General features: G+C 57.7%; 14 protein-coding genes. 11 read left to right on the top strand and 3 right to left on the bottom strand.

Translation table 11 applies throughout. The features are described from left to right. Window positions 1-79: 79 nt before the first annotated feature. From A9G06_RS17465 to rluB, 4 genes are all read left to right on the top strand, one after another. Window positions 80-700 carry an L-threonylcarbamoyladenylate synthase gene (locus A9G06_RS17465; protein ID WP_069556028.1) on the top strand — a complete coding sequence of 207 codons (621 nt, stop codon included), beginning with the start codon at window positions 80-82 and terminating at the stop codon, window positions 698-700. Next, a complete protein-coding gene (locus A9G06_RS17460) occupies window positions 693-1,562 on the top strand; it encodes a ScpA family protein (protein ID WP_069556027.1) in 870 nt (289 codons plus the stop codon). The genes A9G06_RS17465 and A9G06_RS17460 overlap by 8 nt, the downstream gene beginning before the upstream one ends. After that, window positions 1,546-2,118 carry an SMC-Scp complex subunit ScpB gene (scpB, locus tag A9G06_RS17455; protein ID WP_069556026.1) on the top strand — a complete coding sequence of 191 codons (573 nt, stop codon included), beginning with the start codon at window positions 1,546-1,548 and terminating at the stop codon, window positions 2,116-2,118. Before A9G06_RS17460 ends, scpB begins: the two co-directional genes overlap by 17 nt. 134 nt (window positions 2,119-2,252) lie before the next feature. Next, window positions 2,253-3,176 carry a 23S rRNA pseudouridine(2605) synthase RluB gene (gene rluB, locus A9G06_RS17450; RefSeq protein ID WP_005347347.1) on the top strand — a complete coding sequence of 308 codons (924 nt, stop codon included), beginning with the start codon at window positions 2,253-2,255 and terminating at the stop codon, window positions 3,174-3,176. 156 nt (window positions 3,177-3,332) lie between these two features. Here rluB and A9G06_RS17445 read toward each other — a convergent pair whose 3' ends face one another. Further along, entirely contained in the window at window positions 3,333-4,061 is a 729-nt protein-coding gene (locus A9G06_RS17445) for a transporter substrate-binding domain-containing protein (protein WP_069556025.1), read from the bottom strand. Between the two features lie 190 nt (window positions 4,062-4,251). Between A9G06_RS17445 and tesB the strand changes: the two genes are divergently transcribed. After that, the gene (tesB, locus tag A9G06_RS17440) at window positions 4,252-5,118 is read left to right on the top strand and encodes an acyl-CoA thioesterase II (protein WP_069556024.1); all 867 of its coding nucleotides are present in this window, start codon (window positions 4,252-4,254) and stop codon (window positions 5,116-5,118) included. Between the two features lie 79 nt (window positions 5,119-5,197). Here the strand turns inward: tesB and aceK are convergent, their stop codons facing one another. Then, window positions 5,198-6,925: a bifunctional isocitrate dehydrogenase kinase/phosphatase gene (gene aceK / locus A9G06_RS17435; RefSeq protein WP_069556023.1), complete on the bottom strand. Its 1,728-nt coding sequence runs from the start codon at window positions 6,923-6,925 to the stop codon at window positions 5,198-5,200. A 206-nt stretch (window positions 6,926-7,131) separates the two neighbouring features. On the opposite strand from aceK, the gene A9G06_RS17430 reads away from it, so the two are divergent. The 4 genes from A9G06_RS17430 to thrC all read left to right on the top strand — a co-directional run bounded on the left by A9G06_RS17430 (window position 7,132) and on the right by thrC (window position 12,818). Further along, a complete protein-coding gene (locus A9G06_RS17430) occupies window positions 7,132-7,839 on the top strand; it encodes a tRNA/rRNA methyltransferase (protein WP_021231205.1) in 708 nt (235 codons plus the stop codon). Window positions 7,840-8,089: 250 nt separating this feature from the next. Next, window positions 8,090-10,549: a bifunctional aspartate kinase/homoserine dehydrogenase I gene (thrA, locus tag A9G06_RS17425; RefSeq protein WP_069556022.1), complete on the top strand. Its 2,460-nt coding sequence runs from the start codon at window positions 8,090-8,092 to the stop codon at window positions 10,547-10,549. 2 nt (window positions 10,550-10,551) lie between these two features. Continuing rightward, window positions 10,552-11,547 carry a homoserine kinase gene (thrB, locus tag A9G06_RS17420; protein WP_069556021.1) on the top strand — a complete coding sequence of 332 codons (996 nt, stop codon included), beginning with the start codon at window positions 10,552-10,554 and terminating at the stop codon, window positions 11,545-11,547. After that, window positions 11,544-12,818 carry a threonine synthase gene (thrC, locus tag A9G06_RS17415; protein WP_069556020.1) on the top strand — a complete coding sequence of 425 codons (1,275 nt, stop codon included), beginning with the start codon at window positions 11,544-11,546 and terminating at the stop codon, window positions 12,816-12,818. Before thrB ends, thrC begins: the two co-directional genes overlap by 4 nt. Window positions 12,819-12,956: 138 nt before the next feature. Here thrC and A9G06_RS17410 read toward each other — a convergent pair whose 3' ends face one another. Further along, the gene (locus A9G06_RS17410; RefSeq protein WP_139126274.1) at window positions 12,957-14,489 is read right to left on the bottom strand and encodes a hypothetical protein; all 1,533 of its coding nucleotides are present in this window, start codon (window positions 14,487-14,489) and stop codon (window positions 12,957-12,959) included. A gap of 591 nt (window positions 14,490-15,080) precedes the next feature. Here A9G06_RS17410 and A9G06_RS17400 point away from each other — a divergent pair. After that, window positions 15,081-15,458, top strand: a complete 378-nt coding sequence (locus A9G06_RS17400; RefSeq protein ID WP_069556017.1) for a hypothetical protein — start codon at window positions 15,081-15,083, stop codon at window positions 15,456-15,458. Window positions 15,459-15,683: 225 nt separating this feature from the next. Next, window positions 15,684-16,265, top strand: a complete 582-nt coding sequence (locus A9G06_RS17395) for a DUF1349 domain-containing protein (RefSeq protein WP_069556016.1) — start codon at window positions 15,684-15,686, stop codon at window positions 16,263-16,265. Window positions 16,266-16,302 lie beyond the last annotated feature (37 nt).

The following is a 16,302-nucleotide window of genomic DNA, read 5'->3' as shown; positions in this document are numbered from 1 at the left end:
GTTAAGGTAGTGTCATGGGTCTTTGGCCCGTGACCATACGAGCGGGCAGGTATTGCTGCCCCCATTGCGAGAACAAGCTATGAGTCAGCATTTTTACGTACATCCGGAAAACCCCCAGGCCCGTCTGATCGGTCAGGCGGTACAGATCATCCAGAACGGCGGCGTCATCGTCTATCCGACCGACTCCGGTTATGCGCTGGGTTGCCAGATGGGGGACAAAGGGGCGCTGGAGCGCATCTGCCGCATCCGTCGTCTCGACGCCAGCCACGACTTCACCCTGGTGTGCCGCGATCTCTCCGAGATCTCCACCTACGCCAAGGTCGACAACAGCGCGTTTCGCCTGATCAAGAACAATACCCCGGGCGCCTACACCTTCATCTTCAAGGCGACCAAAGAGGTGCCGCGCCGCCTGATGAACGAGAAGAAGAAGAGCATCGGCATCCGGGTGCCGGACAACAAGATTGCTCAGGCGCTCTTGGAAGCCCTCGGCGAGCCGCTGCTCTCCACCACATTGATCCTGCCGGACTCCGAGATGGCCGAGTTCGATCCGGAAGAGATCTTCGACAAGCTGGGCAAGCAGATCGATCTGGTGGTCAACGGTGGCTATCTGGGCGAGCAGCCCACCACTGTGGTCGATTTCTCTGACGACGAGCCGGTATTGCGTCGTCGCGGCGCCGGGGACCCGACCCCGTTTGAGTGATGTCGCTGAACCGGTGACAGTCCCCGCTGCCGAGATGGGGGCTGGCTCCGCGCTACCCATCGCGAAAGTCCTGGGGCAGCCCTATCACGAGCTGCCTCAGGACCTGTTCATCCCGCCCGATGCGCTGGAGGTGTTCCTCGATACCTTCGAGGGGCCGCTCGATCTGTTGCTCTACCTCATCCGGCGTCAGCAGCTCGATATCCTCAACCTGCCGATCCTGCAGATCACCGCCCAGTACATGGAGTACGTGGAGCTGATGCAGGGGCTCAACCTTGAACTGGCGGCGGAGTATCTGCTGATGGCGGCCTGGCTGGCGGAGATCAAATCCCGTCTGTTGTTGCCCAAGGCGCCGGAGCTGGAGGATGAAGAGGAGGGGGAAGACCCGCGGGTGACGCTTATTCGCCGCCTGCAGGAGTACGAGCGCTACAAGGTAGGAGCAGAGAGGGTCAATGAGCTGCCACGAGTGGAGCGGGAGATTTATATCGCCACTGCCTTGCCCCCCGATTTTGGTGCCCTCAAGCCACTGGCGCCCGATGTTTCGCTGGTTGAGCTCGCCCTTTACATGCAAAGTGTGGTAAAACGCGCGACTCATTTCGAACATCACCAGATCCGCCGCGAACAGATCCCGACCCGGGTGCGCATGGCGGAGATCCTCGCCATGCTCACGCTGGGGCAGACCCTGCGCCTTGAGCAGGTGCTGCGCGCCGAAGAGGGGCGGATGGGGGTACTGGTGACGTTTCTGGCCCTGCTGGAGCTTTGCAAGGAGCAACTGATCTGGATTCTGCAGGCAGAACCACTCGGCCCAATCCATTTCGCATTGGCCGAGCAGAGCGAGGAGGGCAACCGTGGCGCTGCCCACTGACCGACTCAAGACCCTGATCGAAGCTGCGCTGTTTGTGGCCGGTCGTCCGCTCAATGTCAGCGAGCTGAAAAGCAGCGTGCTGGCCGATTATCCGGTGACCAGTCGCTATGTTCAGCTGCTGTTGGCCGAGATCAGGCAAGATTACAGCTCGCGAGGCGTCGAGCTCAAGGAGGTCGCCTCCGGCTGGCGCTTTCAGGCGCGTCAGGAGTATGCCGAGGAGCTCTCGCGGCTCTGGAGCGAGCGGGCGCCGCGCTATTCGCGCGCCGTGATGGAGACGCTGACCCTGATCGCCTATCGCCAACCCATCACCCGGGCCGAGATAGAAGCGATCCGCGGGGTGGCGGTGTCGAGCCAGATAGTGAATACCCTGAAAGAGCGTGGCTGGGTGCGCAGCATCGGCCACAAAGAGGTGGCGGGTCGCCCCGAGCTGCTCGCCACCACCAGAGAGTTTCTGGATTACTTTAATCTGCAGAGTCTGGAGCAGCTTCCCGAGCTGGATCCGGAGCTGCAACCCCTGTTGCCCTCTGCGGTGGACGGGGAGAACGATGCCCGGTGAATGGCGTCCAAGCGTGCCGATGTCACCGAGATATACATTTTTCAACTGTGACGAAGGCTCCAACCGGCGTTTGTTACAGTTAACCCCGTTGCCCCTTTTACCAGTGGGCAGCGATCAACAATCAGGTAACCCCGATGAGTGAAAAACTGCAAAAAGTGTTGGCCCGCGCGGGTCACGGCTCCCGTCGTGAGATGGAGGCCCTGATCACCGCAGGTCGGGTCAGTGTGGATGGCAAGGTCGCCACACTGGGGGATCGCGTCGAAGTGAACGCCGTGATCCGGGTGGATGGTCACCAGGTCAAGACCCGTGCCGCAGAGGAAGTGATCTGCCGCGTACTGGCTTATCACAAGCCGGAAGGGGAGATGTGTACCCGTCACGATCCGGAAGGTCGTCCCACCGTGTTTGATCGTCTGCCCAAGATGGAAGGTGCCCGCTGGATCGCGGTCGGCCGCCTCGACGTCAACACCTCCGGTCTGTTGCTGTTCACCACCGACGGTGAGCTGGCCAACCGTCTGATGCACCCGAGCCACGAAGTGGAGCGGGAATACGCGGTACGTGTCTTTGGCGAGATCACCGAAGCCATGCTGCAGCGTCTGCGCAAGGGCGTGCAGCTGGAAGATGGCACCGCCAAGTTCAACAAGATCAAACCGGCTGGCGGTGAGGGTCTGAACCAGTGGTTCAACGTCACCCTGACCGAAGGTCGCAACCGTGAAGTGCGCCGCCTGTGGGAATCCCAGGAAGTGCAGGTTAGCCGCCTGATGCGGATCCGCTACGGTGACGTCAAGCTGGACCGCGGCATCCCGCGCGGCGGCTGGCAAGAGCTGAAACTGCCGGAAGTGAACTACCTGCGCGGTCTGGTCAACCTGCCGCCGGAGACCGAATCCAAGGTCGATCTGCAGCAAGATGGCAAAACCAGCCGTCACAAGCAGGCCGCCCAGATCCGTCGCGCCGTGCAGCGTCACAAAGAGATGCAGGGCAAAGAGCCGCGCGCTCGCGCCACCACCGCCCGTCGCAAGCCGCAAGCCTCTACCCGCAACTCCGGCACCGGCAGCAAGTAAGCCGACAATCCGCTGCGAACTGCGCGCCGTCAAATAGCGCGCAGTCGGCCAATAGAAAGGCCCGCACCAGATGGTGCGGGCCTTTTTCATCTCTAGCGGGTGACCTCCAGCTGCTGGCTGGCTCTGGTCATGTGGCAATGATTGCTCTCACACTCCTCAGTTGGCCGGTGTCATCCACTCTTTGTTGAAGTCGCGGATAAACATCTCTCCCTCTTTGTTGCGGGCGGTGACCAGATAGAAGGTGACGTTCTGGCGAAACAGCGAGAGGCGGTAGAGGGCGGCGTTGTCCTCCTCCGAGAGGTTCCTTTTCGAGGTGTCGTTGATGGGCACCAGATCGACTTTGCCCTTTTTCAGCAGTTCGACGCACTGGTTGAGGCGGTTGGTGGTTCTGACGATCAGATTCTGCTCGATGGTCACCCGCTCGATGGCATCGGAGAACCAACCCTTGGGCACGCAGGCGGTTTTCTGCTGCCAGGGCGGGGATTCCAGCCCTTTCTTGTCGGGCGTGGTGTACCAGGACTGGATATCGAAGGCGATGGGGGTACTGAACAACAGGGTGTTGCTGCGCTCGTTGGTCCAGGTAAAGGGGAAGGCGGCGATGGCGTTGCCCAGCTCGATGTTTTTAAGCCCCCTCGGCCAGGGCTGGTAGGAGACCTGCAGATCCGGGTGGCCCGCCGCTTTGAGGGTGGTGAGCACCTTGTTCGCCAGCTCGCCGCCATTGGCCAGCGTCGCCGAAGAGTAGGGGGGCAATTCGCCGGTGATAATTACCGCACTCTGCACCGTGGCGGCCGGGAGCAGCGAGAGAGCAAACAGGGTGGCAAGAAGGCGAAGGGACGAGCGGAGGCGATAAGTGGCAGAGGGCGTGACCGGATAACGGATGTGCATGGCGGGTGATCTCACCTCTATCGATTGCTGACAGCGTAGCGGTTCTGGCAGGGAAAAAACAGACTCGATAAATGCTGCTTGTCGCGGTGTATGGCCCTTGGCGTTCCCTTTGGCGGGCGGAAGGGGTTGTGGTGGTTGCTCTGCTCCGGTGAGCTTGTTAGCCTGTGCGGCTCTGACAGAGGAGTGAACGATGAGCAAGGTACTTGATGAGCTGCTGGCGTTGCTGGCGCTGGAAAAAATCGAGGAGGGCCTGTTTCGGGGCCAGAGCCAGGATCTCGGTCTGCGGGCCGTGTTTGGCGGACAGGTAATGGGGCAGGCCTTGTCAGCTGCCAAGCAGACGGTCGAGACCGGCCGTCAGGTTCACAGTTTTCACTCCTACTTCCTGCGTCCGGGGGATGTGACCCGTCCCATCGTCTATGACGTGGAGAATATCCGTGACGGCCAGACCGTCTCCACCCGCAGGGTCAAGGCGATTCAGGGCGGCAAGCCCATCTTCTATCTCAACGCCTCGTTTCAGGTGCCGGCCGACGGCTTCGAGCATCAGGCGCAGATGCCGACCGGCATCACCCCGCCGGAGGAGCTCAAGAGCGAGCTGGAGCTGGTGCGCCCCTACGAGAACCTGATCCCGGTCTCCCTGCGGGACAAGATCCTCTGCGAGCAGCCCATCGAGATGCGTCCGGTGACCTTGGTCGACCCTATTCGGCCGACGGTGCAGGATCCGGTGCGTCACGTCTGGTTCAAGGCCAACGGTCAGATGCCGGACGATCTGCGGGTGCACAAATACCTGCTGGCCTACGCCTCCGACTTCAACTTCCTGCTCACCTCGCTGCAGCCCCACGGGGTGTCGTACTGGGAGCCGGATATGCAGGTGGCCACCATCGATCACTCCATGTGGTTCCACCGGGATTTCCGCTTCGACGACTGGCTGCTCTACGTGGTAGACAGCCCGAGCGCCAGCAGCGGCCGCGGTCTGGTGCGCGGTCAGTTCTTCACCCGCGACGGGGTGCTGGTGGCGAGCACCATGCAGGAGGGGGTGATCCGCCGTCGCGGCAGTTAAGGCCTCAAAGCGGATAGCAAAACGGGGTGGCTTTGGCCACCCCGTTTTCGTTGCTGCGATGTGCGCGGGTGCTGCGGGATCAGCCACCGCGCTGGTACTTGAAGCGCTTCTTGCGCCGGTAGGGATAGACATCCTCGAACACCCCCACCTTGATGTTGCTCTGCAGCATCTTCCAGTAGTTGGCGTCGAACATCTCCTTGTGCAGCTGCAACATGATCTCCCGCACTTGCGGCTTTTGCAGCAGGAAGGTGGCGAACTCCTCGGGGAAGATGTCGTTGGGGGCCACCGAATACCAGGGCTCGGCGCTCCACTCATCCTCGGGGTAGCGGGGCGGCGGGATCTGGCGGAAGTTGCACTCCGTCATGTAGCAGATCTCGTCGTAGTCGTAGAAGACCACCCGGCCGTGGCGGGTGACGCCGAAGTTCTTGAACAGCATGTCCCCCGGGAAGATGTTGGCCGCCGCCAGCTGCTTGATGGCGTTGCCGTACTCCTCCAGCGCGAGCCGGGTCTGCTGCTCGTCCGCCTTGTCCAGATAGAGGTTGAGGGGGATCATCTTGCGCTCGGTATAGAGGTGCTTGATCACCAGCTTGTCGTCGCTGATGGTGAGTGCAGACGGCGCCACCGTCTTGAGTTCGGCAAGGAGCTCCGGCGAGATGCGATCGAGTGGAAACTCGAAGTTGGTGAACTCCTGGGTATCGGCCATCCGGCCAACCCTATCGTGCTGTTTTACCAGCCGGTATTTTGCCTTCACCTGCTCGTGGCTCACATCCTTGGGCGGGGTGAACTCGTCTTTTATCACCTTGAACACCACATCGTAGGAGGGGAGGGTAAACACGCTCATCACCATCCCCTTGATGCCCGGCGCAATGATGAACTGATCCCGACTCTGTGCCAGATGGTGGCGGTAGTGGCGATAGAGCTCGGTCTTGCCATGCTTCTGGCAGCCGATGGCGTTGTAGATCTCGTAATCGGGCTTGTGGGGCATGATCTGGCGCAGGAAGGCGACAAACAGTGCCGGTTCGCGGGCATAAACCATGAAATAGGCGCGGGCGAAGCCAAACACGATGGAGGCGAGATCCGGCTCGAAGATGACGGTATCCACATAGATGCTATGGCCTGTGCTGAGCAGGGGCAGGATAAACGGGAACACCTGATCCCGGGCCCGGATCAGCCCCACCAGATAGGCCCCTTTATTGCGGTAGAACACCTCTTTGAGCAGCTCGATGGCAAAGGGTTCGTCATGGATGATTTGCGGGCCGTTCTCCGCAAGATAGCGGTGGATGTCGACAATATCCCGCTGCTTGTCCTCGTAGGGGAGGGTGAAGCTGTAATCCCCCAAAAGCTGGCTCAGGGTCTGCGGCAGATGGGCCAGATCGGTGCGATAGATGCGCAGCAGGGCGCTCAGGTCCGGTTTTTCGCCACGGCTGACAAAGGGGTGGATATAGAGGTTCTCGTCGCGGATATTGCGATGGCGAAAGATCCGGCGATAGACGGAGTTGAAGAAGGACTCCGCCACCTCGAAGTTGTCACAACGGGGCAGCAGATCGCTGAAGGCGCTTTTGACCCGCTTGAGCAGCTCCTGGGTGGCGTGGTGCTCCCCCATCATCTGGCGAATGGAGCTGGCGGTGGCCCCCACATGGTGGTCATAGAGGCGAATACGCTCGCGCCCGGCGAGCTGCACCCCCAGCCAGTCACTGTTCTCGAAGCGGCTCTTGCTGCCCTGGGTTATCTCGAGAAACCGGCTGTAAAACGACTCGAAGCGTTGCAAGATAGTCTCGGCGACGGCCTGTTCCAATGGCTGCTGCATCTCTCTCTTCCTTGTGATCTGTCGGGCCGATAGCGCTAAGGATTGGGTGTAATTTGTTCACACGTCAGGCCACTATCGCAACATTCAAACGTCTGTTCAAGTGGCAATTTTCGGGGATAAACGGTAGATTGCGCCCCTGTTTTGGTGATGGTTTAGCGACTGTTTACTGTCTGTTTGAGAGGCCGTCCGGCCTGTGAGGAAACCCGATGAAGCTCTATTTTGTCCTGGTGGCACCTGCCCGACCTGCGAACGTGGGGGCGGCTGCCCGCGCCATGAAAACCATGGGATTCGATGCCATGCGACTGGTGGCGAGCCGGGTACACGAAGAGGAGGAGGCGAGCTGGGTGGCCCACGGCGCCCAGGAGATCCTGACTCAGGCCGAGGCGTTCGATACCCTGCCCGAGGCGCTGGCGGACATGGATCTGGTGATCGCCACCACTGCCCGTGAGCGCGGTCGCTACCAGCACTACCTCACCCCGGGGGAGATCCGCGAGCAGATCCGCAGCAAGCCTTCCCTCAACAAGGTGGCCATCGTTTTTGGCTGCGAGGAGTCGGGGCTTTCCAACGAGCAGCTGGCCGAGGTCGACCTCATCAGCTATCTGCCCCTCAAGGTGAGCTACCCCTCCCTCAATCTGGGGCAGGCGATCATGCTCTACGCCTACGAGATGAGTCAGCTGATGGATGAGCTGAACGCCGACGGCGCCGCTGCGGTAGCAGAAAATTTTGATAACGCTGGGCAGGTTCGGGTGCTGAAAAGCAAAACAGCAGAATTGCTGGGTGAACTCGGAGTTTCGCAGGATGAAAAACTGCATCAATGGGTAATGGACCGGGTGCCCATGCTGCCGCAGCGGGATTTGAACATGCTCCACCTGCTCTGCAAAGACCTTGCGCGCAAACTTGGCAAAGAGGTTTAAGTTGACAGCCCATCGCCCGCCGCGGTATTGCTAAAAGCCAGCTTCGTCAACGAGTGTTCGTCATGCAGTTATTCACCAACGTCATCACCACCACCATTATTACCGGTACCACCACAGGTGGCACTGGGGCCGGTTGATGCGCTGACGAACAAGCACAGAAATCAAAAAAGGCCCGTACCCACCCAGTACGGGCCTTTTTGTTGGATTGGTTTTTAGATTGAATTTCATAGATTTACAGGGAGAGAAAGCGATGAGAGTGTTGAAATTTGGCGGGTCTTCACTGGCCGATGCAGAGCGTTTTTTACGGGTGGCCGATATCGCGGTCAACACCCACGGCCAATCTCAGGTAGCCCTGGTGCTGTCTGCACCTGCCAAGGTGACCAATCATCTGGTGGCGCTGGTGGAGCAGACCAGCCGCGGCATGGATGCCAGTTCCACCCTGTTTGAAGTGAATGGCATCTTCTCCCGCCTGCTGGCCGGGTTGAAGGCGGCCTATCCGGCGCTCGATGACAAGGCGCTGCTGGCCCGTCTCACCGCCGAGCTGGATCAGGTGGAGCGGCTGATGCAGGGCATTCGTCTGCTGGGCCTCTGCCCGGACAACGTGCAGGCACGCATTCTGAGCCGTGGCGAGAACCTCTCCATCGCCTTTATGCACGAGCTGCTGCGGGTGCGCGGTCTGGAGCTGGAGCTGATCGTACCGGAAGAGCTGCTGGTCACCGACGGCGGCTATCTGGAAGCCCATGTCGATATCGAAGCCTCCCGCCTGCGTTTTGCCGCCAAGGGGCTGCGTAGCGACTGTCTTTATCTGATGCCGGGCTTTACCGGTGGCAGCGACAAGGGAGAAACCGTGCTGCTGGGCCGCAACGGCTCCGACTACTCCGCAGCCGTATTGGCTGCCTGCGTCGATGCCGAGTGCTGCGAGATCTGGACTGACGTCGAAGGCTGCTACAGCTGTGACCCCCGTCTGGTGCCGGATGCCTATCTGCTGAAAACCCTCTCCTACAAGGAGGCGATGGAGCTCTCCTACTTCGGCGCCAAGGTGCTGCACCCGAAAACCATCGCGCCGGTGGCCCAGTTCCATATTCCCTGCCTCATCAAGAACAGCTTCAACCCGCAGGGGCCGGGCACCCTGATCGGCCCCGAGAGCGGCGACGATGACCTGAAAGTGAAGGCCATCTCGGATCTCTCCGGCATGTGCATGTTCAACGTCTCCGGCCCCGGCATGAAGGGGATGGTCGGCATGGCCGGTCGCATCTTCTCCGCCGTCTCCCGCGCCGGGGTCAGTATCGTGCTGATCACCCAGTCATCTTCCGAGTACAGCGTCAGCTTCTGTATCCACAGCTACGACAGCGACAAAACCCGCAAGGTGCTGGAGCGCGAGTTCGAGCTCGAATTCAAAAACCAGCTGCTGGAGCCGCTGGATATCATCAGCGATCTGGCGATCATCTCCCTGATCGGTGACGGCATGCGCACCAGCAAGGGGATGGCGGCCCGCTTCTTCACCTCGCTGGCGCAAGCCTCCATCAATATCGTCGCCATTGCGCAGGGCTCCAGCGAGCGCTCCATCTCGGCGGTGGTGCGGGATCGCAAGGTGGCGGAAGCCATCAAGGCGTGTCACCAGAACTTCTTTGGCAGTCAGCAGTTTATCGATCTGTTTGTGGTCGGTGTCGGTGGCGTCGGTGCCGCGCTGGTGGATCAGATCGCCCGCCAGCAACCGGTACTGGCCGAGCAGGGCACTGGCCTTCGCGTGGTCGGCATCGCCAACAGCCGCCAGATGGCGGTCAACAAGGATGGCCTGAACCTCGCCAACTGGCGTGAACAGCTGGTGGAAGCCCGCGATAGCTTCTCGCTGGAAGGGGTGAAAAAGCTGGTGGAAGATAGCCACATCATCAACCCGGTGATCGTTGACTGCACCTCCTCCGAGGCGGTGGCCGTCCAGTATGCCGACTTCCTCGCCGCCGGTTTCCATGTGGTCACTCCGAACAAGAAGGCCAACACCGGCTCGCTCGATTACTACAAGGCGCTGCGCCGCACCGCCCGCCAGACTCGCCGCAAGTTCCTCTATGAAACCAACGTCGGCGCCGGTCTGCCGGTTATCGAGAACCTGCAGAACCTTATCAAGGCCGGTGACAAGCTGCGAGCCTTCGATGGCATTCTGTCCGGCTCCCTCTCCTTTATCTTTGGCAAGCTGGATGAGGGGATGGCCTTCTCCGAGGCGACTCAAATCGCTCGCAGCAACGGCTTTACCGAGCCGGATCCCCGCGACGACCTCAACGGCATGGATGTGGCGCGCAAGCTGCTCATTCTGGCTCGCGAAGCCGGTATGGCGCTGGAGCTCTCCGATGTCGAGGTGGAGCAGGCGCTGCCACCCGGCTTTGACGTCAGTGGCGACGTGGAAGCCTTTATGGCCCGCCTGCCCGAAGCTGACGGCTGGTTCCGCGACCAGTTCGCCGCGGCCCAGCGTGAAGGCAAGGTGCTGCGCTATGTGGGCTCCATCGAGGGGGGCAAGTGCAAGGTCGCCATCAAGGCGGTCGGTGGCGACGAGCCGCTGTTCAAGGTCAAAGACGGGGAGAACGCGCTCGCCTTCTTCTCCACCTACTACCAGCCGATCCCGCTGGTGCTGCGCGGCTATGGCGCCGGTACCGAAGTGACTGCCGCTGGCGTCTTTGCCGACGTGCTGCGCACCCAGAACTGGAAGCAGGAGCTATAAGCATGAGTTCAGACATGTACCCCTCTTATATGACTGAAGGTGGCAGCGTCGTCGCCTATGCGCCCGCCTCCAGCGCCAACCTGAGCGTGGGATTCGATGTACTGGGGGCGGCGCTCGCCCCCGTGGATGGCTCTCTGCTCGGCGATCGGGTGCAGGTAAAATCGGCTGACGTGCCTTTTGCCCTCTCATCCGTGGGCCGCTACGCCCACAAGCTGCCGGACGATCCGAAAAAGAATATCCTCCATGACTGCTGGGTCGCCTATGGCGAGGCGCTGGAGAAGCGCGGCCTTAAACTCAAGCCGCTCGAAATGGTGCTGGAGAAGAACTTGCCGGTGGGCTCGGGGCTGGGTTCCAGCGCCTGCAGCGTGGTGGCGGCCCTTGAGGGGCTCAACGCCTTTCACGGTGCGCCGCTCGACGAGCACGACATGCTGCTGCTGATGGGGGAGATGGAAGGCAAGATCTCCGGCTCCGTCCACTACGACAACGTGGCCCCCTGTTATCTGGGCGGCATGCAGCTGGTGCTGGAAGAGCACGGCGTTATCAGTCAGGGTATTCCGGTGTTCGATCAGTGGTACTGGGTGGTCTGCTATCCGGGCACAGTGGTCTCTACCGCCGCGGCCCGCGCCATTCTGCCGGCCCAATATCGCCGTCAGGATTGCCTCACCTATGGCCGCCGCCTGGCTGCCTTTGTCCACGCCAGCTACACCGGGCAGGAGGGGCTGGCGGCGAGCGTCTTGAAAGACGTGATTGCCGAGCCCTACCGCGCGGCGCTGATCGAAGGCTTTGCCGAGGTGCGGGCGCAGGCGGCCCAGAACGGGGCGCTGGCCACCGGCATCTCCGGCTCCGGCCCCACCGTGTTTGTGGTGATGAAGGAGCTGGCGCAGGCCGAGCGGATGAAGGATTGGATGGAAGCACATTTCGTGCAGAACGAAGATGGATTTGCCCGGGTCTGCAAATTGGACATGGCCGGGGCACGGGTAACAGGAAGCGAGCTATGAATCTCTACAACATCAAGGACAACAGCGAACAGGTGAGCTTTGCGCAGGCGGTGCGTCAGGGCTTGGGTCGCGAACAGGGGCTCTTCTTCCCCGAACAACTCGAACCGCTCGCCGATGTGGATGCCCTGCTGGATCTGCCGCTGGCCGAACGTTCCGCCCGCATCCTGAGCCACCTGCTGGGGGACGAAGTGCCCGCCGCCAAGGTCAGCGAGCTTATCAACGCCGCCTTCACCTTCCCGGCGCCGCTGGTGAAGCTCAAAGATGGCACTTATGCCCTTGAGCTGTTCCACGGCCCGACCCTGGCGTTCAAGGATTTCGGCGGCCGCTTTATGGCCCAGTGTCTCGCGGCCTTTAGAACCAACGACAAGATCACTATCCTCACCGCCACTTCCGGCGACACCGGCGCCGCCGTGGCCCACGCCTTCTACGGTCTGGAGGGGATCGAGGTAGTGATCCTCTATCCCAAGGGCAAGATCAGCCCCTTGCAGGAGAAGCTCTTCTGCACCCTCGGCGGCAATATTCGCACCATCGCCATCGACGGCGACTTCGATGCCTGTCAGGCGCTGGTAAAACAGGCTTTTGACGACGAAGCGCTGAAAAAGGCCATTGGCCTCAACTCCGCCAACTCCATCAATATCAGCCGCTTGCTGGCGCAGGTTTGCTACTACTTCGAAGCGGTAGCCCAGCTGCCCAAAGCCGATCGCGCCAAGGCGGTGATCAGCGTGCCGTCCGGCAACTTTGGCAACCTCACTGCGGGTCTCATCGCCAAGGCGTTGGGGCTGCCGGTGAAGCGCTTTATCGCCGCCACCAACGCCAACGACACCGTGCCGCGCTACCTGAAAACCGGTCAGTGGGAGCCGCACCAGACAGTGGCCACCCTGTCGAACGCCATGGATGTCAGCCGCCCCAACAACTGGCCACGAGTGGAAGAGCTCTGCCGTCGCAAAGGCTGGGCGCTGGAGACCCTGGGTTCTGGCATGCGTGACGATGCCCAGACTCGCGATGCCCTGAAACGGCTGCACCAGCTGGATTACCTCTGCGAGCCCCACGGCGCCATTGCCTGGGATCTGCTGGGGGAACAGCTGGCCGAGGACGAAGTGGGGGTGTTCCTCTGCACCGCCCATCCCGCCAAGTTCAAGGAGTCGGTGGACGAGATCCTGCATCTCGATGTGCCGCTGCCCGGCCCGCTCGCCAAGCACGCCGAGCTGCCGCTGCTCTCCGTTAATTTGCCTGCGGAGTTTGCACGGTTAAGGGCGTTTTTGGTGGGTTAAGCCGCTTAGCTGAGATAACCGATAGAAATAAAAATCCCCCGTTAGCGGGGGATTTGTATTTTCTAGATTGGAAATAGTGAATAAAGCCAGAGCAGCTGGTGGTGTTAGCGCTATAACGCGACCGACGGCATAACAAGCCTATCTATTTTGAAGGTGCACCTTTAGCCCAGAATGAACTATTAGATAAGAGTCTTTATTAAACACATATTCATTAAAGTCTTTTTTAGACATTCTATGTTTGAATCGCACGTAATGACTTTCTTTATCAATTAATCCTATGTAAGAACGAGTAAATAAATCCTCTAATACATTATCTGCACTTACATCTTTGCAGTGGGCGTTTAAAGTGAATTTTGCGAAACCGTAAGTACAGTCATGTTTATTACTGATGGATTTTAATGCATCAAAAATACTTTGAATTTGTGAGTGGCTATAAAATGACGAAAGTTCATTACTTAACTCCTTTGCGAGCTCAGATGAATATATGCCAAGCAGACTGTTAATATAATATTTGCTCAATGGTAGTTCATATCCTCCACTCTCAAGAGGTTTGAAAAATAATATCAAGTCACGAGGCCTTAAAAATGTATGGTCACATATATATTTGAATGTTGACTTTTTATTAAAATCCTCTGCGACCAAGCTTGACCATGCAGTACTTTTTGTTAGTGCTATTCCTGCATTAGTAAAGGCATTTTGCGCACGTTTCTCAATAAGCTTTTTAAGGCCCAACTCATCTTCCCGCTCTTGTCTGATGTATCCTTCTTGGTACCAGTCTAAGCTCGTAGAATAAGAGGAGAAGATTTTTGCCACATCGGATTCACGTGGTGAAAGTAATCTTTCTACATCATCTCTTATAAGTATAATTGCTTTTGCTGAAATGTTGTTCTTTGCAAAAACGTTATTATTTATATATTTAGCGGTGCGAATTAAATTTATTATTGTGTCAACTGAGTCTGAATCGTCAGCATTAAAATCAATATCTAGGTCATCAAAAAATATAACATATGAGTTTTCATTTTCTATATTGCTAGAAGATGATAATACATTTGATATAACGTGCTCTAAATGTGGTAATAATTTATAATATGGTGCTTTAGTTTCTTTTATTTGTATTTCTTTGCCGAATTTACCTTTAAAGAATTGTTTGAATTGCTCAATGCTTATTTCAAATTTATATTTTTTAACAAGTTCTACAATTTCACCTTTGTCTATGTCAATATATCCTGAGTTATTTTTCAAAAAATCGTTTAACAGTGACAGATTCTTATCATGCTGTATGGCTTCATTGTTAAAAAATAATTTTAAAACGTGAGTGTATATTAGCCATTTAAATAAGTGGGATTTACTATCTGGCATGTTATCTTCAGTTTTGCTTAATTGAACCAGCGTTTCCATGTTTACGGTATCTTGGCGTACAAATGAACAAAACAAGTTTGCATTATTTTTAGATAAGCTATAGGTATATTCAGCGAATGCACTTTTGCCACATCCTTTTCTACCGACCAGAATAAACTTTTCATTTGATAGCTCATGGAAGAGATTGTGATGGTCTTCATATACATCAAAAAGTGATACTTTTGATGTTGGTAATGACTCAGCTTCTGCTTCTGGTGCACCAAAATATAAAGTGTTTAAACTTTTCTCTTTGGTTATAGTTTGAAAAACCATATTATCTCCCTAAGAAATAAATAAGTTGTCGAGTTAATTAACTTACTGGAAATTGGTAAAATGTTTTTTGATATTATCTTCACGTGAAGTTAAATATTTAAATAATACATCTCGGAAATTAAAATCTATGCTCCCTCCAGTGGATTACAGCTTCCGAATTTCTCCATGAACCAGTGAGGGCGGCAACCCATCGTAGTAATAGGCACCAGATGGCTATGTTAAGCCAATCTAATCTGCTCTCACCAGTCAAAAAATGACGTAACTATCAGGAATATCTGCGTTTTATGCGCTGGCTCAAGAAATTGCTGTGGCCGGAGGCAGGATTCCCATGGCCCTTGATTTTATTGGGGTTGGCGGGCGTGGCGAGGACGTTGGGGGCCGGTTTGCAGCTGGAGAAGGCTTTACGGGGACAATCCCGCTCAGCCAATCGGCGCTATAGTGCGGGCGATGGTTGCCCTCTGCTCCGCTCCCAAGCTGGCGAGGCGGGGGATCTGCGGCAACAATCAGCTGTTGCAATCACAGCCATTTGCAACACATCGTTATACAAATATGACCATGCAAACACATCACCAGATAGAGAGGAGATCACCCATGAAGCGTACCATCCTGTTCGGCCTGCTCTGCGGCAGCGTGCTGCTGGCCAATCCGGTCTTTGCCAACGATGCAGCCCAGTTGCAGTGCGAGGCGCAAGCCGCGGCCAAAAAGCTTAACGGCGCCGCCAAGACCAGCTTTGTCGGCAAGTGTGTGAAAGATGCCGCTGGCGCCGCGGCCGGCGAGTGCGAGAAGGCGGCCACCGACAAGAAGCTGGCCGGTGCGGCCAAGAACAGCTTTATTCAGAAGTGCGTGAAGACAGGCGCGGCGGTGGATCCGGCGGCCAAGTGTGAGAAGGCGGCGGCCGACAAGAAGCTGGCTGGCGCGGCCAAGAACAGCTTTGTCCAGAAGTGCGTGAAGGATAGCGCCGCCAAGTAAGGCATTTTCTCATCCGGTGTGTTTGCGGGGGGCCATCAGGCCCCCCGCGCTTTTTGGGGCGCAGTGATGGCGCAACGCACAAGCCTTGTATCGGGGCGGCAATAGCGACACTATTGACTCCTTTTATGGGTTCCGCAGAGGCGCAGCCATGACCAGTCGTGACCGGACGAGGCGTTGGCGAGCCCTGTTTGTGCGAGATTACGCGGGATAAGGGAGCAAAGCAGGATGATGGAAGGGATAGAATGGCGCTGGCTCAATGAACCGGCCGAGTGGCACCAGACAGACGATGGTTTGCAGGTAGTCACAGACCAGCAGACCGATTTTTGGCGCAGCACCTGGTATGGCTTCGAGCGCCACAGCGGGCATCTCTATGGCTGCGAGGTGGCGGGTGAGTTTACCTTTCAGGTCTGCGTCGAGGGGGAGTTCACCACCCTCTACGATCAGGCGGGGCTGATGCTGTTGCAAGACGAGGCGCACTGGCTGAAAGCGGGCATCGAGTACAACGATGCCCAGCCGATGATCGGCAGCGTGCTGACCAATCCGCGCTCTGACTGGGCCACCGGCATTTTCCCCGGCAATCCGCGCCGCTTCTGGCTGCGGCTGACCCGGCTGGCCGATTGCCTGCGTTTGCAATACTCCACCGATGGCAAGGTGTGGCCGTTGCTGCGCCTCGCCCCGTTCCCGCCAAGCGAGCGCTGTTTTATCGGGGTGATGTGCTGCACGCCGGAGCGGCAGGGGCTGGCGGTGCGCTTCTCTGACCTGCGCCTCACGCCGCCCCTTGGCAAGGCGCTCCATGATTTGAGCTAGTCCAGCGGTTTTGCCTGCGACATTCTGCCAATAAAAA

It is taken from the genome of Aeromonas sp. DNP9 (genome assembly GCF_001728955.1).
GTDB lineage: Bacteria > Pseudomonadota > Gammaproteobacteria > Enterobacterales > Aeromonadaceae > Aeromonas > Aeromonas veronii.
The sequence above is the reverse complement of the archived record's forward strand: the minus strand, read 5'-3'. Positions and strand labels throughout refer to the sequence as shown.

Coding starts and splice junctions, on each gene's coding strand:
- A9G06_RS17465 (WP_069556028.1), top strand. CDS start 80: ATGAGTCAGCATTTTTACGTACATCCGGAAAACCCCCAGGCCCGTCTG.
- rluB (WP_005347347.1), top strand. CDS start 2,253: ATGAGTGAAAAACTGCAAAAAGTGTTGGCCCGCGCGGGTCACGGCTCC.
- A9G06_RS17445 (WP_069556025.1), bottom strand. CDS start 4,061: ATGCACATCCGTTATCCGGTCACGCCCTCTGCCACTTATCGCCTCCGC.
- tesB (WP_069556024.1), top strand. CDS start 4,252: ATGAGCAAGGTACTTGATGAGCTGCTGGCGTTGCTGGCGCTGGAAAAA.
- aceK (WP_069556023.1), bottom strand. CDS start 6,925: ATGCAGCAGCCATTGGAACAGGCCGTCGCCGAGACTATCTTGCAACGC.
- A9G06_RS17430 (WP_021231205.1), top strand. CDS start 7,132: ATGAAGCTCTATTTTGTCCTGGTGGCACCTGCCCGACCTGCGAACGTG.
- thrA (WP_069556022.1), top strand. CDS start 8,090: ATGAGAGTGTTGAAATTTGGCGGGTCTTCACTGGCCGATGCAGAGCGT.
- thrB (WP_069556021.1), top strand. CDS start 10,552: ATGAGTTCAGACATGTACCCCTCTTATATGACTGAAGGTGGCAGCGTC.
- thrC (WP_069556020.1), top strand. CDS start 11,544: ATGAATCTCTACAACATCAAGGACAACAGCGAACAGGTGAGCTTTGCG.
- A9G06_RS17410 (WP_139126274.1), bottom strand. CDS start 14,489: ATGGTTTTTCAAACTATAACCAAAGAGAAAAGTTTAAACACTTTATAT.
- A9G06_RS17400 (WP_069556017.1), top strand. CDS start 15,081: ATGAAGCGTACCATCCTGTTCGGCCTGCTCTGCGGCAGCGTGCTGCTG.
- A9G06_RS17395 (WP_069556016.1), top strand. CDS start 15,684: ATGATGGAAGGGATAGAATGGCGCTGGCTCAATGAACCGGCCGAGTGG.